Annotated in this window: 21 protein-coding genes; 11 read left to right on the forward strand and 10 right to left on the reverse strand. The window is 59.0% G+C overall.

Features of this window, described 5'->3' with window-relative positions; translation table 11 throughout:
• Window positions 1-49 precede the first annotated feature (49 nt).
• Window positions 50-742, forward strand: coding sequence for a uracil-DNA glycosylase (gene ung, locus AACY18_RS10885; RefSeq protein ID WP_339464857.1), 693 nt, complete (start codon window positions 50-52; stop codon window positions 740-742).
• A gap of 23 nt (window positions 743-765) precedes the next feature.
• Here ung and AACY18_RS10890 read toward each other — a convergent pair whose 3' ends face one another.
• Genes AACY18_RS10890 through AACY18_RS10910 form a run of 5 tightly spaced genes read right to left on the reverse strand, consistent with a single transcriptional unit; the run spans window position 766 to window position 6,147 of the window.
• Window positions 766-1,797, reverse strand: coding sequence for an AbrB family transcriptional regulator (locus AACY18_RS10890; protein WP_339464858.1), 1,032 nt, complete (start codon window positions 1,795-1,797; stop codon window positions 766-768).
• The gene (locus AACY18_RS10895; protein WP_339430737.1) at window positions 1,790-3,304 is read right to left on the reverse strand and encodes a tripartite tricarboxylate transporter permease; all 1,515 of its coding nucleotides are present in this window, start codon (window positions 3,302-3,304) and stop codon (window positions 1,790-1,792) included. Before AACY18_RS10895 ends, AACY18_RS10890 begins: the two co-directional genes overlap by 8 nt.
• Before the next feature lies 1 nt (window position 3,305).
• On the reverse strand, window positions 3,306-3,764 hold the full coding sequence (locus tag AACY18_RS10900; protein ID WP_339430738.1) for a tripartite tricarboxylate transporter TctB family protein: 459 nt from the start codon (window positions 3,762-3,764) through the stop codon (window positions 3,306-3,308).
• A gap of 59 nt (window positions 3,765-3,823) precedes the next feature.
• The gene (locus AACY18_RS10905) at window positions 3,824-4,801 is read right to left on the reverse strand and encodes a Bug family tripartite tricarboxylate transporter substrate binding protein (RefSeq protein ID WP_339430739.1); all 978 of its coding nucleotides are present in this window, start codon (window positions 4,799-4,801) and stop codon (window positions 3,824-3,826) included.
• Window positions 4,802-4,854: 53 nt separating this feature from the next.
• A complete protein-coding gene (locus tag AACY18_RS10910) occupies window positions 4,855-6,147 on the reverse strand; it encodes an OprD family porin (protein ID WP_339464859.1) in 1,293 nt (430 codons plus the stop codon).
• Window positions 6,148-6,383: 236 nt separating this feature from the next.
• Here AACY18_RS10910 and AACY18_RS10915 point away from each other — a divergent pair, with 236 nt between their 5' ends.
• Window positions 6,384-7,055 carry a response regulator gene (locus tag AACY18_RS10915; protein WP_339430741.1) on the forward strand — a complete coding sequence of 224 codons (672 nt, stop codon included), beginning with the start codon at window positions 6,384-6,386 and terminating at the stop codon, window positions 7,053-7,055.
• Complete coding sequence (locus tag AACY18_RS10920; RefSeq protein ID WP_339430742.1) at window positions 7,048-8,433, forward strand: sensor histidine kinase; 1,386 nt, start codon at window positions 7,048-7,050, stop codon at window positions 8,431-8,433. The genes AACY18_RS10915 and AACY18_RS10920 overlap by 8 nt, the downstream gene beginning before the upstream one ends.
• A 91-nt stretch (window positions 8,434-8,524) precedes the next feature.
• Here AACY18_RS10920 and AACY18_RS10925 read toward each other — a convergent pair whose 3' ends face one another.
• Window positions 8,525-9,346, reverse strand: coding sequence for an HDOD domain-containing protein (locus AACY18_RS10925; protein WP_339430743.1), 822 nt, complete (start codon window positions 9,344-9,346; stop codon window positions 8,525-8,527).
• 34 nt (window positions 9,347-9,380) lie between these two features.
• On the reverse strand, window positions 9,381-10,322 hold the full coding sequence (ygfZ, locus tag AACY18_RS10930) for a CAF17-like 4Fe-4S cluster assembly/insertion protein YgfZ (protein WP_339430744.1): 942 nt from the start codon (window positions 10,320-10,322) through the stop codon (window positions 9,381-9,383).
• 151 nt (window positions 10,323-10,473) lie between these two features.
• Here ygfZ and AACY18_RS10935 point away from each other — a divergent pair, with 151 nt between their 5' ends.
• Both AACY18_RS10935 and AACY18_RS10940 read left to right on the forward strand, forming a co-directional pair.
• Complete coding sequence (locus tag AACY18_RS10935; protein ID WP_093438371.1) at window positions 10,474-10,728, forward strand: FAD assembly factor SdhE; 255 nt, start codon at window positions 10,474-10,476, stop codon at window positions 10,726-10,728.
• A complete protein-coding gene (locus AACY18_RS10940) occupies window positions 10,712-11,164 on the forward strand; it encodes a protein YgfX (protein WP_339430745.1) in 453 nt (150 codons plus the stop codon). Before AACY18_RS10935 ends, AACY18_RS10940 begins: the two co-directional genes overlap by 17 nt.
• Here AACY18_RS10940 and nadB read toward each other — a convergent pair.
• On the reverse strand, window positions 11,133-12,749 hold the full coding sequence (nadB, locus tag AACY18_RS10945) for an L-aspartate oxidase (protein ID WP_339464860.1): 1,617 nt from the start codon (window positions 12,747-12,749) through the stop codon (window positions 11,133-11,135). The genes AACY18_RS10940 and nadB overlap by 32 nt on opposite strands.
• Window positions 12,750-13,306: 557 nt before the next feature.
• On the opposite strand from nadB, the gene rpoE reads away from it, so the two are divergent.
• The 3 genes from rpoE to AACY18_RS10960 are packed head-to-tail and all read left to right on the forward strand — an operon-like array spanning window position 13,307 to window position 15,480.
• Window positions 13,307-13,888 carry an RNA polymerase sigma factor RpoE gene (gene rpoE / locus AACY18_RS10950; RefSeq protein ID WP_003172477.1) on the forward strand — a complete coding sequence of 194 codons (582 nt, stop codon included), beginning with the start codon at window positions 13,307-13,309 and terminating at the stop codon, window positions 13,886-13,888.
• Window positions 13,889-13,918: 30 nt separating this feature from the next.
• Window positions 13,919-14,506 (forward strand): sigma-E factor negative regulatory protein, encoded by a 588-nt coding sequence (locus AACY18_RS10955; protein WP_007911408.1) that lies wholly within the window; start codon window positions 13,919-13,921, stop codon window positions 14,504-14,506.
• Window positions 14,507-14,514: 8 nt separating this feature from the next.
• Window positions 14,515-15,480, forward strand: coding sequence for a MucB/RseB C-terminal domain-containing protein (locus AACY18_RS10960; protein WP_339430747.1), 966 nt, complete (start codon window positions 14,515-14,517; stop codon window positions 15,478-15,480).
• Window positions 15,481-15,509: 29 nt separating this feature from the next.
• On the opposite strand, the gene AACY18_RS10965 is transcribed toward AACY18_RS10960, so the two are convergent.
• Complete coding sequence (locus AACY18_RS10965) at window positions 15,510-15,656, reverse strand: hypothetical protein (RefSeq protein WP_221729411.1); 147 nt, start codon at window positions 15,654-15,656, stop codon at window positions 15,510-15,512.
• A 34-nt stretch (window positions 15,657-15,690) separates the two neighbouring features.
• Between AACY18_RS10965 and AACY18_RS10970 the strand changes: the two genes are divergently transcribed.
• Entirely contained in the window at window positions 15,691-17,121 is a 1,431-nt protein-coding gene (locus AACY18_RS10970; protein ID WP_339464862.1) for a DegQ family serine endoprotease, read from the forward strand.
• Window positions 17,122-17,199: 78 nt separating this feature from the next.
• On the opposite strand, the gene AACY18_RS10975 is transcribed toward AACY18_RS10970, so the two are convergent.
• The gene (locus AACY18_RS10975; RefSeq protein ID WP_339430749.1) at window positions 17,200-18,633 is read right to left on the reverse strand and encodes a M48 family metalloprotease; all 1,434 of its coding nucleotides are present in this window, start codon (window positions 18,631-18,633) and stop codon (window positions 17,200-17,202) included.
• Window positions 18,634-18,732: 99 nt separating this feature from the next.
• Between AACY18_RS10975 and AACY18_RS10980 the strand changes: the two genes are divergently transcribed.
• Both AACY18_RS10980 and AACY18_RS10985 read left to right on the forward strand, forming a co-directional pair.
• Window positions 18,733-18,972: a sulfurtransferase TusA family protein gene (locus AACY18_RS10980; RefSeq protein WP_221729408.1), complete on the forward strand. Its 240-nt coding sequence runs from the start codon at window positions 18,733-18,735 to the stop codon at window positions 18,970-18,972.
• Window positions 18,973-19,004: 32 nt separating this feature from the next.
• Entirely contained in the window at window positions 19,005-20,075 is a 1,071-nt protein-coding gene (locus AACY18_RS10985; RefSeq protein ID WP_339430750.1) for an AI-2E family transporter, read from the forward strand.
• The last annotated feature ends 60 nt before the right edge of the window (window positions 20,076-20,135 follow it).

Here is a 20,135-nt window from a genome sequence, read left to right on the forward strand (position 1 = left end):
GTGGTCGGCTTTCCTAGGGTTCGCCCCATTGTTTTTGCCGGGTATGACCATGACTGCTGACGACCGTATCAAACTCGAACCGAGCTGGAAGGAGGCACTGCGTGCCGAATTCGACCAGCCTTACATGGCAGAGTTGCGTAACTTCCTGCAGCAGGAGCGGGCGGCCGGCAAGGAAATCTATCCGCCGGGGCCGCTGATTTTCAACGCGCTGAATTCGACGCCGCTGGATAAAGTCAAAGTGGTGATCCTCGGCCAGGACCCGTATCACGGCCCGGGCCAGGCCCATGGCCTGTGCTTCTCGGTGCAACCGGGTGTGCCGGCACCGCCGTCGCTGGTCAACATCTATAAAGAGTTGAAGCGCGACCTGAACATCGACATCCCCACCCATGGCTACTTGCAGAGCTGGGCCGATCAAGGCGTGTTGATGCTTAACACCACCATGACGGTGGAGCGTGCCACCGCCAACGCGCACAAGGACAAGGGCTGGCAGTTTTTCACTGATCGAATCATTGAGCTGGTCAGCGAGCAGCAGCCGCACCTAGTGTTCATGCTGTGGGGCGCCCATGCGCAGAGCAAGCAAAAGCTGATTGATGCGACCAAGCATCTGGTGCTGACGTCAGTGCATCCGTCACCGTTGTCGGCGTATCGTGGCTTTTTGGGTTGCGGGCACTTCAGTCGCACCAACAAGTTTCTGGAGCAGAACGGCGAGACGCCGATTGAGTGGCGGTTGCCGCCGGTTTGATGGGGCAACCCGGTCTTTCTGAATTATTCGGAATTGCGATTCCAGTATTTGAACAACGGCTCAGCCAGAAACAGCACAAACAACAACCGCATCACCTGCATCGCCGTCACCAGCGGCACCGACAGTTGCAGGGTCTGCGCCGTCAGACTCATTTCAGCGATACCGCCAGGCATCATGCCCAGGGTCAGCGAGCGTAGATCCAGATGGGTCAGTGTGCTCAAGCCCAGCGCCGCCAATGTGGCGATCAACATGGTCAACACCGTGCCGATCAACGTGCGGCCCATGAACGATGGCGCCCGCCGGAAGAATTGCCGGTTGAAGTGGCAGCCCAAACCGCTGCCGATCAGCCACTGGCCAATCTGACTGCCGCCATCGGGCAGACCGATGTGCAAGTCCCAGCCAATGCTGATCGACGCGCTCACCAGCAATGGCCCGAACAGCCAGGGATTGGGTTGACGCAGTCGCTCCCAGACCCAGGCGAGCAGGGCTCCCGCCGGAAACAGAAGCGCCAGCCAGCGCCAGTCGACGCTGCCTGCGTGAGAAACAGGCGTGCCATCGCCGAGCAAATACTTGAACGCCGCCGGCACACACAACACCACCACCAACACCCGCAAACTCTGCCCCGCCGCGACATGGCTGAGCATCGCGCCGTTGCGCGCGCCGAGGTTGACCATCTCACCCGAGCCGCCGGGCATGCTGGAAAAAAACGCGGTAGCTCGATCTTCGCCGGTACGGCGCATCAACCACACACCGACCACCGCCGACACACTGGTGACCAGCGCCCCGAAGAAGATCAAACCGAAATGACTCAGCACCTGTTCCATCACCACCGGGGTGAAGTGCAGGCCGATGCCGATTCCCACAATCCACTGGCCGCATTTACGCCCGCCAGGGATTTCGCTCAATTGCCAAGGAGTGAAGCAGCGCACGAGGATGATCGCCAGCAACGAGCCGACCATCCACGGCAGTGGCCAGCCGATCTGGCTGGCGATATAACCGCCAAGCAGACCGACCAGCGGCGTTCCCCACCCGGTCTTGAGCGACCGATCAGACACCGGCAATGGCGCGACGGGCAGCGGAACGTTTGCGCCAGATACGGATGATCGGCATCAAGAGCATGATCCCCGTCAACACCCAGCAACCGAGGGTGATCGGGCTCGACCAGAGGATTTCCAGTGCACCGTTGGAGATCGACAGGGCGCGGCGCAGGTTCTGCTCCATCAGTTCGCCGAGGATGAAGCCCAGCAGCAGCGGCGACAACGGGAAGTCCAGCTTGCGCAGGATGTAACCGAAGATACCAATGCCGATCATCAGGAACAGATCGAACGTGGTGGCATGCACCGCGTAAACGCCGATCCCGGTGATGATGGCGATGACCGGCACCAGTGCCCAGTTCGGCACGGCGAGGATGCGGGTGAACACGCGGATCATCGGGATGTTGAGAACCACCAGCATGACGTTGGCGATGAACAACGAGGCGATCAGACCCCAGACGATGTCCGGTTGTTGCTGGAATAGCAGTGGGCCCGGCGTGATGTTGTACAGCGATAGCGCACCGATCATCACCGCGGTGGTACCTGAACCTGGAACACCGAGGGTCAGCATCGGCACCAAGGCACCGCAAGCCGCGCCACCGATGGCGGTTTCCGGGGCTGCGAGGCCACGGGCATCGCCCTCACCAAATTTGCCTGTGGCGCCGGCAAGACGCTTCTCGGTCATGTAGGCCACGGCGCTGGCAAGCGTCGCACCGGCCCCCGGCAACACGCCCATGATGAAACCCAGCACGCCGCAACGCAGGTTCACCGTGAACACCGACGCCGCTTCCTTGAAGTTGAACATCATGCGCCCGGTGGCTTTTACCGCTTCCTGGCCGTGGTGGGTTTTTTCCAGCAGCAGGAGGATTTCGCTGATGGAGAACAGGCCCAGCACCAGCACGACGAACTGAATGCCGTCAGTCAGGTGAATGTTGTCACCGGTGAAGCGATACACGCCGCTGTTGGCGTCGATGCCGACGGTCGACAGGAACAGACCGATCAGCGCCGCAATAAAGGTTTTCAGCGGTCGATCACCGGCCATGCCGCCGAGACAGACAATCGCGAAGACCATCAACACGAAGTATTCCGCCGGACCAAAGGCAATCGCCCATTTCGCCAGCAGCGGGGCGAACAGCACCATGCCGCAAGTGGCGATGAGCGCGCCGATGAACGAACTCCACGCCGACAGCGACAACGCCACGCCAGCCAGACCCTTGCGGGCCATCGGGTAGCCGTCGAGGGTGGTCATTACGGTGGAGGCTTCGCCAGGAATGTTCAGCAGGATCGAACTGATTCGCCCGCCGTATTCGCAGCCCAGATAAACCGCCGCCAGCAGAATCAACGCCGATTCCGGCGGCAGGCCGAGGGCGAATGCGATCGGGATCAGCAGGGCCACGCCGTTGATCGGGCCCAGACCCGGCAGCAGGCCGACGACAGTACCGATCAAGGTGCCGCAGAGCGCGGTGACCAGGTTGTAGGGGGTCAGCGCGACGCCAAAGCCCTGACCCAAATAGCCAAGAGTATCCATATCAGTTCTCCAGAACGTCGAGCAGGCCGAGGGGCAGCGGAACGTCCATCACACGGTCGAACAGCAGGTAAAGACCGACGGCCATCAGGCTGATGATCACGATGCTTGGCAACCAGCGGCCGCCGTACAGGCGCGCCATCGGTATGCCCGTCAGGATGCTGGCGATGATGAAACCAAGGGGTTCGAAGGTGCCGGCGAACACCAGCAGCAGAATCACGCAAATACCGATCTTGGTCAGGGTTTCACGATCCAGCGGCGGCTCGTCATCTTTGCTTTTGATCGGTGCTGGACGAAACACCATGTACAGCAAGGCCAGGCCCATCAGACCGAGCATCAACAGAGGAAAGGCGCGAGGGCCAACCGGTTCGTAGGAAAAGGCTGCCTGATACGGCCAGGCCATCAGTGCCAGGCCGACGCAGGCCAGCAACAGCACCGAGGCGAAAATGCGTTGAATAAGCATGGGGAACTCCTGTGCTGCAGCCCCGGGCGAACGGGGCCACAGCCGCTAGACAGAGACGATCACTGAATCAGGCCGAACTCTTTGGCCAGCACTTTGTAGTCCGCGACCTGCTTCTTCACGTAGGTGTCCAGTTCCGGACCGGTCATGGCGAACGGGAACAGTTCACGCTGATCGCGCAGCTTGGCGAAGTCTTCGGAGGCCAGCAGTTTGTCGAATGCCGCTTTCCACCAGGCGTAGTCTTCATCGCTGACTTTTGGCCCGAGGTAGAAACCGCGTACCACCGGCCAGACGATGTCATAGCCTTGCTCTTTGGCCGTCGGGATGTCTTTCATTTCCGGCTGATCCAGACGCTTGTCGGCAAACACCGCCAGCAGACGCATGTCACCGCTCTGGATGTGCGGCATGGAGTCGGAGATGTCGGTGCTGCCGACCTGAATGTGCCCGCCAAGCAGGGCCGTGGCGATTTCGCCGCCGCCTTCGAGGGCGACGTAACGCAGGTCACGCGGGTTGATCCCGGCAGCCTTGGCGATCAGCGCTGTTTGCATCCAGTCCTGGCTGCCGACGGTGCCACCGGAACCGATGACCACTTTGCTCGGATCTTTCTTCAGCGCCTGAACGAGATCGTCGAGAGTCTTGTAGGGCGAATCGCTTTTCACGGCGATGGCGCCGTAGCTTGTACCGACGGCTGCCAGCCAGCGCACGTTGCTTTCATCGAAACGACCGAACTTGCCCTGAGCCAGGTTCAGCAGCGAACCGCTCGACCACGCCACCAGGGTGCCGGCGTCGGCGGGACGTTGAGCGACCACCGCGTTGTAGGCGACCGCGCCGACACCGCCGGGCATGTAGGTCACGCGCATCGGTTTGCTCAGCAGCTTCTCGTTGACCAGCGCACTTTGCGCCAGTTTGCAGGTCAGGTCGAAACCACCGCCAGGCGAAGCCGGGGCGATACATTCCGGACGTTTCGGTTCGGCCAAGAGCTGGCCGGCAAACAGGATGCAACTGGCGGCGAGAGCCACTTTACGCAGTGATAAGTTCATTTCAGTCTCCACGGACATTGTTGTTATTCGAGGTGTTGCTTACCCAAGGGCGGTTACCAAAGAGCAACGCTATAGCTCACCAGCAGACGCACTTCGTCCGCATCGCGAGCAGAATAGTTGGAACGGTAGGTTGCATTACGCAGGCGCACGGCAACGTCTTTCAGGGCGCCGCTTTGCACCACATATTTGATTTCGGTGTTGCGCTCCCACTCTTTGCCTTCATCACCGTTCTTGAGTTTGATGTTGTCGCCGCTCAAGTAGCGGGTCATGAAGCTCAGGCCAGGGATGCCGAGTTTGCCGAAGTCATAGTCGTAACGTGCTTGCCAGGAGCGCTCTTCGGCGCCGGCGAAATCGTTGATCTGCACGAAGTTGACCAGGTACGGGTCACTGCCATCGACATAGGGGAATGCACTGTCGCCGGACATGTGCTGATAACCGGCGGTGAACTTGTGGCCGCTCAAGGCATAGCTGACCAGACCGTTGAGCGAGCGGTTGTCGATCTCGCCGCCACGGGCTGCGCCTTGGTCATCACTGAGGGCAAAACGCAGGTCGGTCGCAAAAGTCCCCGGGCCCATCGACCGTGAGGCGACGAGGCCGAAAAAGTGCTGGTTGTAGACTTCGTCGAGTTGGGCGAAGTGGTAACTGCCAGTGATCTTGTCGGTGAACTTGTAGTCCACGCCGCCAAAATCGAAGTGCTTACCGGCGACGGCGCCAGCGAAGCGGCCGTTCTTGTTGTTGAGGGCGATGTCCTCGAAATCGGTGCTGTCGCGATCCTTGGCCTTCTCCAGACGGCCACCGGTGAAGGTCAGGTTCTTGAACTCTTTGGACGTCAGCAAGCCGCCTTCAAAGGTCTGCGGCAGGATGCGCCCGTCGTTCGCCTTGAGGATTGGCAGTTCGGGAATCAGGCTGCCGATTTTCAGTTCCGTGGCGGAGATCTTTACTTTGCCGGTCAGGCCGACTTTCGAGTATTCGTTCGCGGCGCGCCCATCGTCGTGGGTCGGCAGCAGGCCGCTGCCGGTGCGATCCGGACTCGAATCGAGTTTGACCCCGAGCATGCCCAGCGCATCGACACCGAACCCCACGGTGCCGTCGGTGTAACCCGATTGCAGATTGAGCATGAAACCCTGAGCCCATTCATCGCGTTTGGATTGCTGGGCGCTGGTGCCAGAGCGAAAGTCGCGGTTGAAATACATGTTGCGGGTTTCGAAGGTGGCGCTGCTGTCTTCGATGAAGTCGGCGTGGCTCAGCGGCGAAAAACCGGCGAGGGCGGCGGCACTGGCAAGGGCGGTATGGCTGAAACGGGAAGGACGAACAGGCGTGAGAGCCTTGGTCTGCAAGGACGGCATGCGGGGGTACTCCGTTTATTGTTCTTATTGGTCGAAAACGCTTCGTGGCGTTTTTCGTAACGCTGTGTGGCATCAGCGACGGCAGTCTGGACTGTCCGTGCATTGACTCTAACGGGCCAACCTTTCGCTAACCTTTCAAATGACTTTCACGGTTTTCGGGCTTCACAGCGGCAGAGGCGGCTGTAAACTCCGCGGCAAAGCGTGGCGTCGGCCACCCCTGAATGAGGTGAAAATCCATGCGTGTTCTGCTCGTCGAAGACCATCTGCAACTGGCCGAAAGTGTTGCTCAGGCGCTCAAGAGCACGGGTCTTACCGTGGATGTGTTGCACGATGGGGTGGCTGCCGACCTTGCGCTCGGCAGCGAGGAGTACGCGGTGGCGATCCTCGATGTCGGCCTGCCGCGCATGGACGGGTTTGAGGTGCTGGCGCGATTGCGCGCGCGCGGAAAGAATTTGCCGGTGTTGATGTTGACCGCACGCAGTGATGTGAAGGATCGCGTGCACGGCCTCAATCTTGGCGCTGACGACTACCTTGCCAAACCTTTCGAGTTGACCGAACTGGAAGCGCGGGTCAAGGCCCTGTTGCGCCGCACTGTGCTCGGCGGCGAGCGTCAGCAGCGTTGCGGTGTGCTGGCCTACGACCTCGACACCCGTCGTTTCACCCTCGGCGAGGAATTGCTGAGCCTGACGTCTCGCGAACAAGCGGTACTCGAAGCACTGATAGCAAGGCCGGGGAGGGTGATGAGCAAAGAGCAACTGGCGTCGCAGGTGTTTGGCCTTGATGAGGAGGCCAGCCCTGACGCGATCGAAATCTACGTGCATCGCTTGCGCAAGAAACTCGATGGCCAACCGGTGGCGATCGTAACCTTCCGTGGCCTCGGCTATCTGCTGGAAAGCCGCGATGCATAAGCCCAGCAGCTTGCGCTGGCGATTGCTGTGGAATCTGGCGATATTGCTGGTGGTGTTGATGCTTGCCAGTGGCTTGAGTGCTTACTGGAATGGCCGCGTCGCCGCCGACACTGCCTATGACCGAACCTTGCTGGCCTCGGCGCGAACCATCGCTGCCGGCTTGTCCCAGCGTGACGGCACCCTCAGTGCCGATGTGCCTTATGTGGCCCTCGATACGTTCGCCTACGACAGCGCCGGGCGGATCTATTACCAGGTCAACGACATTCATCAGAAGTTGATTTCCGGTTACGAAAACCTGCCAGGACCGCCGCCCGGCACGCCAAGAACCGACGATTATCCGGCGTTGGCGCGCTTCTACAACGCCACCTACCGGGGCCAGAACGTGCGCGTGGTCAGCCTGCTCAAAGCGGTGAGCGAGCCGAACATGAATGGCATGGCCGAAATCCGCGTCGCTGAAACCGATGAAGCTCGCGTCAGCATGGCACGCGGTCTGGCGGGCGATACGTTGCTGCGATTGGGCATGTTGGCGATTGGCGCGTTGCTGTTGGTCTGGTTCGCGGTCAGTGCAGCGTTGCGGCCATTGGAGCGGTTGCGCACGGCGGTGGAGGAGCGTCAGCCCGATGACTTGCGCCCGTTGCCATTGGTGGAAGTGCAGCACGAGTTTGGTCCGCTGGTACGCAGCCTCAACCATTTTACCGAGCGCCTGCGCGGCCAATTTGAACGTCAGGCGCAGTTCATCGCCGATGCGGCGCATGAATTGCGTACGCCATTGGCAGCGCTCAAGGCGCGGCTTGAGTTGGGTTTGCGATCAAGTGAACCCGAGACGTGGCGCAGCACTCTGGAATCCTGCGCGCAAAGCACCGATCGTCTGACCCATTTGGCTAATCAGTTGCTGTCGCTGGCCCGCGTCGAAAACGGCGCTCGGGCAATTGCCGAGGGCGGCGCGCAGTTGCTCGATCTGAGTCAATTGGCCCGTGAACTGGGCATGGCCATGGCGCCGCTGGCGCACGCGCGCGGTGTCGCCCTAGCGCTGGAGGCGGATGAGCCGGTGTGGTTGCGTGGCGAACCGACGCTGCTCAATGAGTTGCTGAGCAATCTGGTGGACAACGCATTGGCGCATACACCGTCGGGCGGCAATGTGATTCTGCGGGTCACGGCGCCGGCGGTGCTTGAGGTTGAAGATGACGGGCCGGGGATTCCGCTGGAGGAGCGTGATCGGGTGTTCGAGCGCTTCTATCGGCGTAATCAGCAGGTGGCGGGCTCGGGTTTGGGCTTGGCGATTGTCGGTGAGATTTGTCGGGCGCATCTGGCGCAGATCAGCCTGCACGATGGTGAGCAGGCGGGGTTGAAGGTGCGGGTGAGCTTTATCGCCGGGTGATTTGTATGGGGTGTGCAGGCCTCTTCGCGAGCAAGCTCGCACAGTGGGCGCGTAAACCTGTGGGCTTGCTCGCCAATGGCGTGGTTTCAGATCAGTAAAACATCGTCCGCGACTCTTCCAGGTCTGCGCACAACACTTTGTTCTCGGGATCGATCCCAAGCTTCCTGAACGCCGGGACAGTGAGCGGATCAATGCGTGCAAACGGATGATCGGTGTCCTTGTGGCAATACAGGCTCGCCACTTGCACCAGATCGACGTAATCGATTTCAGCCGAATCGCGTGTGAAATCCTGATAAAGCCCCGGCAATTTCACCAGTCGCTCGGGGAACTCCCAAACGCGCAGCAGTTTGTCACCGAGCAGCGGATGAATGTTGTCGATCACATGGTTGAGGCTGACCGGGTCCGACAGCAGTTCGTAGTGGTCTTCGGCGTAGGTCAGAATCGGCAGCACACCGATCTGATGCACCAACCCGCCCAATGCCGCCTGATCGGGCTTGAGCTGGGAGTAGCGGCGACACAGCGCATAACTGACCCCGGCGATTTCCAGGCTCTTGCGCCAGACGTCGCGCATTTTCTGTTCCACCACTTCGGAACTGGCGTGGAAAATCTGCTCCATCACCAGGCCGATCGCCAGATTGCTGCTGTAGTTGATGCCCAGTCGGGTGATGGCCGTGTGTAGGTCGGTGACTTCCTGCGCCGCGCGCAGCAGGGGGCTGTTGACCACTTTGATCAGGCGCGCCGAGAGCGCGGTGTCTCGGCCTATCACTTTGCTCAGGTCGCTGACGCTGATTTCCGGATCTTCAGCGGCCTTGCGAATTTGCAGGGCCACCTCCGGCAACGTGGGCAGAACCAGGTCATCGTTGTCGATGGCCTCAATCAAATCCTTTTGGACCTTATCCGCCAGTTCGCTCATTTAGACTCTCTAGGGTGTTGCACAAACGCTGCGATCAGCGCTGGATTTCGCGGTCGCGATCCAGTTCGTAGGGCAAATCGAGCAAGTGCAGTGTCTGGCCTTCAAGGCTGCCCAGATGCAGATTGCCCGCTTCGGCAGCTTCGGCCTGCAGCACCGCCAGTAGTTCAATGTTTTGTCCGGCGTGGGCGGCCAGTACGATTTCGCCGATCGAACTGTTGTGGCTCGGCGCGAACAGTTGCGTGCCGGGCTCCGGCAACTCACCCGCCTCCAGACTCACGCGATACAGGCGGCGCTTGAGTTTGCCCAGGTATTGCATGCGCGCGACGATTTCCTGGCCGGTGTAGCAACCCTTCTTGAAACTTACGCCGCCAACTGCTTGCAGGTTGAGCATCTGCGGGATGAACAGTTCGCGGGTGCTCGGCATGACCTGGCCGATACCGGCGCGGATCTGGCCCAGCAGCCAATGATTGAGTTCACCTTCAGGCAGGACCGCCGACAATTTGCTTTTGATCGCATCGGCTTGATCGGCCGGCACCCAAAGTTCGGCACGATCCGGCGAGACGCGAATCGCGACCAGACCTTCACTGCGCACGACGCTGTCGGTTTCCGCCGGCAAGTCCAGACCGAGGCTGGTCAAGGCGCTGTCACCATGCGACAGGCCGAAACGCACCCAAGCGGCGCTTTCATCAGTCAGTTTGGATTTGGAGAACACGGCGTATTTTTTCAGATCCGCCAGTTGCGGCTCCAGCAGCTCACTGGCCATGGCCAGCACCACGCCGTCACCTTCGAGCAGAATGCGGAAACTGGACTGCATCCGGCCTTTTTGTGTGCAGCGCGCACCCAGACTGGCCTTGGTGTCACTCAGGTAGTTGATGTTGCAGGTCAATTGGCCTTGCAGGAATTTTCCGGCATCCGCGCCGCGAACCGCGAGAACGCCTTCATGAGACAGGGTGCAGAAAAAAGCAGAATCGGCCATGGGTCTTCGCAGGGTAAAAAAGTCTGGGGCACATCATAAGGGGGCGTTGTTGAAATGGGTAGTTCATAAAGGATCGATGGTGCCCGACCAAAGCCGACTGTGCGAGCCGCGTGGGGGCTGTATACTTGCCGCCAAATTTGAGGAGGGCCCCATGGTCGAACAAGTTGAACTCAATCGCCTCTTTTGGCACAGCCGTCGCGGCATGCTTGAACTTGACGTGCTGCTGGTGCCGTTCGTGAAAGAGGTTTACGCAGACCTGAATCAGGTGGATCGCGATTTGTACGTGCGACTGCTGACGTGTGAGGATCAGGACATGTTCGGTTGGTTCATGGAGCGCAGCGAGTCCGAAGATCCGGAATTGCAACGCATGGTTCGCATGATCCTGGATCGTGTTCAGCCCAAGTAATACGTTCGAATGCCGCTGGCATGCCTCACGGCAGTTGCTGGCGGCGTATCTATTGGCCCAGGCATTCGCTTTGGGCTCGTTGTGCCTACTGTCTATTCCTCTCTGGGCGAGTCTGGTCGGTGCTTTCGGCTGCCTGGTTCACGGTTTCTGGGTATTGCCGCGGCAGATCCTGCTGAGTCATCCAAAAGCATTTTGTGGATTGCGTCGAGATGCCGATGGCTGGCAATTGTGGAATCAGGTCGAAGGCTGGCAAGCCGTGCAGTTGCGCCCCGACAGTCTGGCGCTGCCGTTGATCGTGGTGCTGCGCTTTCGTTTGCGCGGGGAGTGGCAGGTCAGGTCGATCTGTGTGCCTCGGGACTCGCAGACGGCGGATCTGCACCGACGTCTGCGAGTACGACTCAAGTTCAGCCGACGTAGGTGGGCGGCACCAGAATAGTGTCGAGCGCTTCGGGCAGCAGGTCAGGATAGTCGAGGGTGTAATGCAGGCCGCGACTTTCCTTGCGCTCCATGGCTGAGCAAATCATCAGCTCAGCAACCTGGGCGAGATTTCGCAGCTCAATCAGATCGCGACTGACTTTATAGTTGCTGTAGAACTCGTCGATCTCGTCCAGCAACAGGCGCACACGGTGCTGGGCCCGTTGCAGGCGCTTGTTGGTGCGCACGATACCGACGTAGTCCCACATGAAACGGCGCAGTTCATCCCAGTTGTGCGCAATGATTACGTCTTCGTCGGAATCAGTGACCTGGCTGGCGTCCCACGCGGGCAGGGCGCTTGGCGCTGTCACATCATCGAGTTGCGCCAGAATGTCTGCCGCCGCCGAGCGGGCGTAGACGAAACATTCCAGCAGCGAGTTGCTGGCCATGCGATTGGCGCCATGCAGGCCGGTGAAACTGGTTTCACCGATGGCATACAAACCCGGTACATCGGTGCGACCGTTTTGGTCGACCATGACTCCGCCGCAGGTGTAGTGCGCGGCGGGTACGACCGGGATCGGTTGTTGAGTGATGTCGATGCCGAAACCGAGACAGCGTTCATAAACCGTCGGGAAGTGACTTTTTATAAAGGCTTCAGGCTTGTGGCTGATGTCGAGATAGACACAATCCACACCCAGACGCTTCATTTCATGGTCGATGGCGCGTGCGACGATGTCTCGCGGTGCGAGTTCGGCGCGCTTGTCGAGGCGGTGCATGAAGCGATCGCCATTGGGCAGCTTCAAATGCGCGCCTTCGCCGCGCAACGCTTCAGTGATCAGGAAGCTTTTGGCTTGCGGGTGATACAGGCAGGTGGGGTGGAACTGATTGAATTCGAGATTTGCCACGCGGCAGCCCGAGCGCCAGGCCATGGCGATGCCATCACCACAGGCGCCGTCAGGGTTGCTGGTATAGAGGTAGACCTTGGCAGCCCCGCCGGAAGCCAGAATCACGAAACGCGCTCCATAGGTATCGACTTCACCTGTGGCGCGGTTCAACACGTAGGCGCCCAGACAGCGGTCGCCGTCCATGCCCAAGCGTCGTTCGGTAATCAGATCGACGGCAACCCGCTGCTCCAGCAGTTCGATGTTGGAGCGTTCTTTGGCTTGGGCCAGCAAGGTTTTGAATATCGCAGCGCCGGTGGCATCGGCCGCATGGATGATGCGCCGGTGACTATGGCCGCCTTCGCGGGTCAGGTGGAATTCAAAGCCGCCGTCTTCAGTGCCGGACTGTTCGTCGCGGGTGAACGGCACGCCTTGATCGATCAGCCACTGGATGGCTTCCCGGCTGTGCTCGACGGTGAAGCGCACGGCGTCTTCATGGCACAGACCGCCGCCGGCGTTCAGGGTGTCATCGACGTGGGATTCGACAGTGTCGGTGTCGTCCAGTACGGCGGCGACGCCACCCTGGGCCCAGAACGTCGAACCGTTGGCGAGATCGCCCTTGCTCAATACGGCAATGCGCAAATGGCCTGGAAGGGTCAGCGCAAGACTCAAACCGGCAGCACCGCTGCCAATGACCAGAACATCGTGTTGAAACTGTTGGCTCATTTCAGGATTCCGCTCAAAGCGACCCGGATCGGGGGTGGCGCAAGACAGCTGGATTGGCGAGTCAAGACAACCACACAGCCCACTAGTATATAGAGGGGTGGGGCGGCACAATAGCCGGGCCTATATGGCATTGTGAAACTACTGTGACGGAAAAAACCGTGTGTTTCGTCGGAAGATTTTCCATGAGTTTTGGGAAAAGACGACTGTATCGACGATGAAACAGACTTTTCCTTCCCGGGGTTGCCCAATGTGGAGTGGGTGCGTCTATAAATAATTGGAACTTTTGCCAAAGGCCCAAGATCAATAGACGGTGCCAGAAACAAGGGACAGTGTCGGCTTACGTGCGGAATCTGCGGTTGGGTTCCTGCCGGCGAAACCGATGACAAGATTATTCGCGCAGCCGGTTTATCCCGCGCTGCGTTTTTCGTGCGTGCCAAAACAGAGCCCGCAGGAAACTTGCTTGGAGGGGGAGAACTTTTGCGAAAAGCCCGAGTCTATGGTTGCAAGTCTGGTCATTTAGTTATGCAAGTCTCCTCCGGGCTTATCGAGGAGTGTTCATGCTAACCCAGGAAGAGGATCAGCAACTGGTCGAACGCGTTCAACGTGGCGACAAGCGAGCTTTCGATCTGCTGGTGCTGAAATATCAGCACAAAATTCTCGGGTTGATCGTGCGTTTTGTGCACGACACCCATGAAGCCCAGGACGTGGCTCAGGAAGCCTTTATCAAGGCGTATCGAGCACTTGGAAACTTTCGCGGCGACAGTGCGTTTTATACGTGGCTGTACCGTATTGCCATTAACACGGCGAAGAATTACCTGGTTTCCCGCGGCCGCCGGCCGCCGGATAGCGATGTAAGTTCCGAAGATGCAGAGTTCTACGACGGCGATCATGGCCTCAAGGATCTCGAATCACCAGAACGTGCACTGCTGCGGGATGAGATCGAAGGCACCGTCCATCGAACCATTCAGCAACTGCCAGAGGATTTGCGTACGGCTTTAACTTTACGTGAATTCGATGGTCTGAGTTACGAGGACATTGCGAGCGTCATGCAGTGTCCGGTGGGTACCGTGCGCTCTCGGATTTTCCGCGCCCGGGAGGCCATCGATAAAGCCCTGCAGCCGTTGTTGCAGGAAAACTGAGACAGCGGCGACAGCCAAGAGAGGAACGCCATGAGTCGTGAAGCCCTGCAGGAATCGCTGTCCGCAGTGATGGATAACGAAGCGGACGAATTGGAATTGCGTCGAGTGCTCAATGCACTGGACGACGTTGAAACCCGTGAGACCTGGGCTCGTTACCAGATCGCTCGGGCAGCCATGCACAAGGATTTGCTGCTTCCACGTCTGGATATCGCTGCGGCAGTGTCTGCTGCACTGGAAGACGAAACGGCTCCGGCCAAAGTATCCCGTAGCCCATGGCGCAACCTCGGCCGTCTGGCTGTTGCAGCCTCGGTAACTGTTGCCGTTCTGGCCGGTGTTCGTCTTTACAACCAGGACGAAATTGCAGGTGTTGAACTGGCACAGCAATCGAACCAGCCAACCCTGGCCACTCCACAAGTAAAAGGCCCGGCTGTTCTGGCAGGCTATAGTGAGAGTTCGGAAGCCACTGGCCCTATGGCCAACGGCGTACTGCAAGGTCAGCCGGGCTGGCACGATCAGCGTCTGCCGGGTTACTTGCGCCAACACGCTCAACAGGCAGCTCTGAAAGGTACTGAAAGCGCACTGCCATATGCACGTGCAGCGAGCCTGGAAAACCGTTAAGGAGGATCATGCGCGCCATACCTCTACTCTCGCTTCTGCTCAGTGGCTGGTTCATTGTTCCAGCCCACGCCGACGAGGCCCAGGACTGGTTGACCCGTCTGGGCCAGGCCGAACAGCAGCAGAGCTTTAAAGGCACATTCGTTTACGAGCGTAACGGTAGTTTTTCTACCCATAACATCTGGCATCGCGTCCAGAATGGCCAGGTTCGCGAGCGTTTACTTCAGCTCGACGGTTCTGCACAGGAAGTCGTGCGCATTGATGGACATACTCAATGCGTCAGCGGCACCCTGATTGCCGGGCTGGGGGATACTCCCAACTCCGCCGCTCGTTCTCTCGATCCGCAAAAGCTTAAGAACTGGTATGACCTTGCCGTCATTGGCAAATCGCGCGTGGCCGGGCGAGACGCAGTGATCGTATCGCTCACGCCTCGTGACCAGCATCGTTACGGGTTTGAGTTGCATCTGGACAAGCAGACCGGGCTGGCGCTCAAGTCATTGTTGCTCAATGACAAAGGGCAGTTGCTCGAACGCTTCCAGTTCACCAGTCTCGATACCGCCGATGTACCCTCTGATAAAGACCTGCTGGCCGACGCCGACTGCAAGCCCGTCAAGCTCGACAGCGACAAGGCTTCTGCCGTGAAAACGGCTCAGGTCTGGCATTCAGTGTGGTTGCCCCCGGGCTTCGAACTGACCAGCAGCGCTTCGCACAAAGATTCGGAAACAAAGGCGCAGGTCACCAGCCTGATGTATGACGATGGCTTGGCGCGCTTCTCGGTTTTCCTTGAGCCATTGAATGGCGCTACCGTTACGGATACTCGCACCCAACTGGGCCCGACTGTCGCCGTATCCCGTCGGTTGACCACGCCGGAAGGCGAGATCATGGTCACCGTGGTGGGTGAGATTCCAATCGGCACTGCCGAACGAATTGCGCTTTCGATGCGTAATACCGATGCCCCAGCAACCAGCAAGCAGTGAGCTGATTTCAGTCATTACCCTTTCTTCGTTCAGACGGAGATGAAATGTTTGTTGAGCATTTTCATTTGCAAATCACCCGGAAATTTTTTATAGGTCAGAGCCTCACGGCTCTGGCCTTGTTTGTTTTTCCTGGAAGAAAAATACCGGTGTGTGGTTTCCGGTGTTCCTTGTTCCATATCGCTTAAACCTGCTCGTCGTAACGGGAGCTGTATGTCGATACCTAGCTTGAAGTCTTATCTCTCCATTTTCGCCACCGTGCTGTTGCTCGGTCAGGCCGTACCTGCTGCGCAAGCAGCCGATCTGCCTGACTTTACGCAACTGGTCGAACAAGCTTCGCCGGCAGTGGTGAACATCAGTACCACGCAGAAATTGCCGGATCGCAAAGTGAACCAGCAGATGCCCGATCTCGAAGGCCTGCCACCGATGCTGCGCGAGTTCTTCGAACGCGGGATGCCGCCTCAGCAGCGTTCGCCTGGCGGCGGACGCCAGCGTGAAGCGCAATCGCTGGGTTCGGGGTTCATCATCTCTCCGGATGGCTACATCCTGACCAACAACCACGTGATTGCCGATGCTGACGAAATTCTCGTACGCCTGGCTGATCGCAGCGAAATGAAAGCCAAGCTGGTCGGCACTGATCCGCGCTCCGACGTGGCTTTGCTGAAAATCGAAGGCAAGGATCTGCCGGTGCTCAAGCTTGGCAAGTCCCAGGATCTGAAAGCTGGCCAATGGGTGGTGGCAATCGGATCGCCTTTCGGCTTTGACCATACGGTGACCCAAGGCATCGTCAGCGCCGTGGGTCGTAGTCTGCCGAACGAGAACTACGTGCCGTTCATTCAGACCGACGTGCCGATCAACCCGGGCAATTCCGGTGGCCCACTGTTCAACCTGAACGGTGAAGTGGTCGGGATCAACTCGCAGATCTACACCCGTTCCGGCGGCTTCATGGGTGTGTCGTTCGCGATCCCTATCGATGTGGCAATGGATGTGTCGAACCAGTTGAAGAGCGGTGGCAAGGTCAGCCGTGGCTGGCTGGGCGTGGTCATTCAAGAAGTGAACAAGGATCTGGCCGAGTCGTTTGGTCTTGATAAACCGGCCGGTGCGCTGGTTGCACAGATCCAGGATGATGGTCCGGCGGCCAAGGGCGGTCTGCAAGTGGGCGACGTGATCCTGAGCATGAATGGTCAACCGATTGTCATGTCCGCTGACCTGCCGCATCTGGTTGGTGCACTGAAAGCGGGTGCCAAGGCCAATCTGGAAGTGATCCGTGACGGGAAGCGCAAGAATGTCGAACTGACAGTCGGTGCCATTCCTGACGAAGACAAAGAACTGGATGTTCTGCCGAAGTCCGGAACCGAAACGAGCAGCAACCGCCTCGGTGTGTCGGTGGGCGAGCTGACTGCTGAGCAGAAGAAGGCGTACGACCTCAAAGGGGGTGTGGTCATCAAGGAAGTGCAGGACGGTCCTGCGGCGTTGATCGGTCTGCAACCAGGTGATGTCATCACCCACCTGAACAACCAGGCCATCGGCTCCACCAAGGGGTTCGCCGAGATCGCCAAGGCGCTGCCGAAGAATCGCTCGGTGTCGATGCGTGTTCTGCGCCAAGGTCGCGCGAGCTTCATTACCTTCAAACTGGCTGAATAAGCAGGCTGACGGTTAAAAAAAACCGCCTCGAAAGAGGCGGTTTTTTTATACCTGAAGCTTTTATATCGATGGTATGACTCAGCCCATCATGTCCTTGACCATGCGTTCCTGCTCCAACAACTCGCGTTGGCGTGCGTCAATGCGCGCGGACAGCGGGAAGTTGCTGCCCGCCTTGCGTTTGGCAAAATCGAGCTGCTGGATCGCCTGACGGTAATCGCCGACCAGCGCGAAGTACTCGGCGCGTGCTTGGTGCAGGCCGATGATATTGCCTGACAAACCACGGGTTTCGGCAACCTGATACCAGACGTCCGGATCATTCGGGCGTGATTTGAGCAAGCCTTCCAGCGCCTTTTCGGCATCGGCGGCGCGATTCTGTTTGAGCAGCAGGTCGACACGAACCTGGTTCAGCGGATAGTTGCCCGGATACTGCGTGAGCATGCGGTCAACCCGCGACTGTGCATCGGGCAGGCGATTGTTGGTGATGTCCAGGTCGACCTGAGCAAGGTTGTAGATGATCTCGTTTGGCGACTTGGCCAGCAATTGCTTGAGGTTCTCCCGGGCTTCATTCAACTGGCCACCCTTTATCTGCGCGATCGCCAGACCATAGCGCGCCACATCGTTTTTCGGGTTTTCGTCCAGTTGCGCGCGAAAGCGCTTGGCACCCAACCCCGGGGTTCCCTCGTAGATCAGTTGGACGCGGGCGCGAATCAACTGATAGCGCATGGAGTCTTCGATGCCGCCGGGCTTGGCCTGTTCGGCGCGGTTGCGGGTGTCGGCGATCCGCGATTCGGTAACCGGGTGAGTCAACAGGAATTCCGGTGGCTTGGCATCGAAACGATACTGGCGCATCAAGCGCTCGAACATGTTCGGCATCGAGCGCGGATCGTACCCGGCCTTCTCCAGATTGAGGATGCCGATACGGTCGGCTTCCTGTTCGTTCTGGCGGGAGAAGGTCCGTTGCGACTGAATCGCAGCAGCCTGAGTGCCCGCGATGGTTGCAATACCAGCGTCACCGCCACCGGCCGCGGCAATCACGATCCCGGCCAGCAGCGCGGCCATCATTGGCACTTGCATCCGCTGTGACGCCTCGACACCGCGGGCGAAGTGGCGTTGTGACAAGTGAGCCAGTTCGTGCGCCAGTACCGACGCGTATTCGCCCTCGGTCTGCGCATTGAGGAACAGTCCACCGTTGACCCCGACCACGCCGCCCGGTGCCGCAAAAGCGTTGAGCTGCGGGCTGTTGATCAGGATGAATTCAAGGCGCCGGTCAGTAACCTGGCTAGTCTCCACCAGCTTGTAAACGCTCGATTCGACGTAGTCCTTGAGCTGTGGATCGTTGAGTTGTGAAACCTGACTGCGCAACATGGCCAGCCAGGCGCGACCGAGCTGGTATTCCTGTTGTGGCGAGACAATGGCAGAGCTGGCGTCGCCGAGTGACGGCAGATCGTCGGCAAAGCCCGGTGAGGCGAGCAGGCAAGCGAGCGTCAGCAGGGTAGGGCGCAGAAAAGTCATGCACAAAGCCTTAGAAGACAAAGACCTTACTGTAGCCGGACACCAGGCCTGCGACCAGATATTCTAGGCCGCTCGACTGACCTGATCCGGAGTGAAGCAATGACTGACGCTGTAGCCCATGATGTGGAACTGGACGCCAGCGGCCTGAATTGTCCGTTGCCGTTGCTCAAGGCAAAAATGGAACTGAACAAGTTGTCCAGCGGTGCGGTGCTCAAGGTGATCGCCACGGATGCGGGCTCGCAGCGCGATTTCCGCACCTTTGCCAAATTGGCCGGTCATACGCTGCTGCGTGAAGAAGACGAATCGGGCGTCTATCGTTACTGGTTGAAAAAGGCCTGAACCTGACAGCGTAAAAGACCTAAGGATTATTGATGTTCAAAGTGTTACGCGACTGGATTCAGCGCTACTTCTCCGACGAAGAGGCTGTGGTGTTGGCGGTGCTGCTGGTGCTGGCCTTTACTGCGGTGCTCACCCTCGGCGGCATGCTTGCGCCTGTATTGGCGGGGATGGTGCTGGCGTATCTGATGCAGGGCCTGGTGGTCACGCTGGAGCGTCTGCGCATGCCGGGCGGTGCTGCGGTGGCGTTGGTGTTTGCGCTGTTCATGGGCGTCTTGATGCTCTTCATCGTCGTGGTGTTGCCGCTGCTGTGGCATCAGTTGATCACGCTGTTCAACGAGCTGCCGGGCATGCTTGCCAAATGGCAATCGCTGCTTTTGTTGCTGCCGGAGCGCTATCCGCATCTGGTGTCCGACGAGCAAGTGTTGCAGGCCATCGAAGTGGCGCGCGGCGAGATTGGCAAATTCGGCCAGTTGGCGCTGACGTTCTCGCTGTCGAGTTTGCCACTGTTGGTGAACATCATGATCTACCTGGTCTTGGTGCCGATCCTGGTGTTCTTCTTTCTCAAGGATCGGGCAATGATCGGCGAGTGGGTACGCGGCTATCTGCCCCGCGAACGGGCGCTGATCACCCGTGTCACGCAGGAGATGAACCGCCAGATCGCCAATTACATTCGCGGCAAAGTCATCGAGATTGTGATTTGCGGCGGCGTGACCTACATCGCTTTTGTCGCGCTGGGCCTCAACTATGCGGCGCTGCTGGCCTTGCTGGTCGGGGTTTCGGTGGTGGTGCCGTATGTCGGAGCGGTGGTGGTGACGGTGCCCGTGCTGCTGATTGCGTTGTTCCAGTGGGGCTGGAGCGATCAGTTCATCTATTTGATGGCTGCTTACGGGATCATCCAGACACTGGACGGCAATGTGCTGGTGCCGTTGCTGTTTTCCGAGGCGGTCAATCTGCACCCGGTGGCAATCATTTGCGCGGTGCTTTTGTTTGGCGGGTTGTGGGGGTTTTGGGGCGTGTTCTTTGCGATTCCCCTGGCGACGCTGTTCAAGGCAGTGCTGGATGCGTGGCCGCGCAAGGAGCCGGCGGTGGCGCCATTGCTTTAGTGGCTGATCCGTATTGTTCGGTGCGGCTTGAGGCCCATTCGCGAGCAAGCCCGCTCCCAC

The sequence above is a fragment of the Pseudomonas sp. EA_65y_Pfl2_P74 genome (assembly GCF_963970575.1).
Lineage (GTDB): Bacteria > Pseudomonadota > Gammaproteobacteria > Pseudomonadales > Pseudomonadaceae > Aquipseudomonas > Aquipseudomonas baetica_A.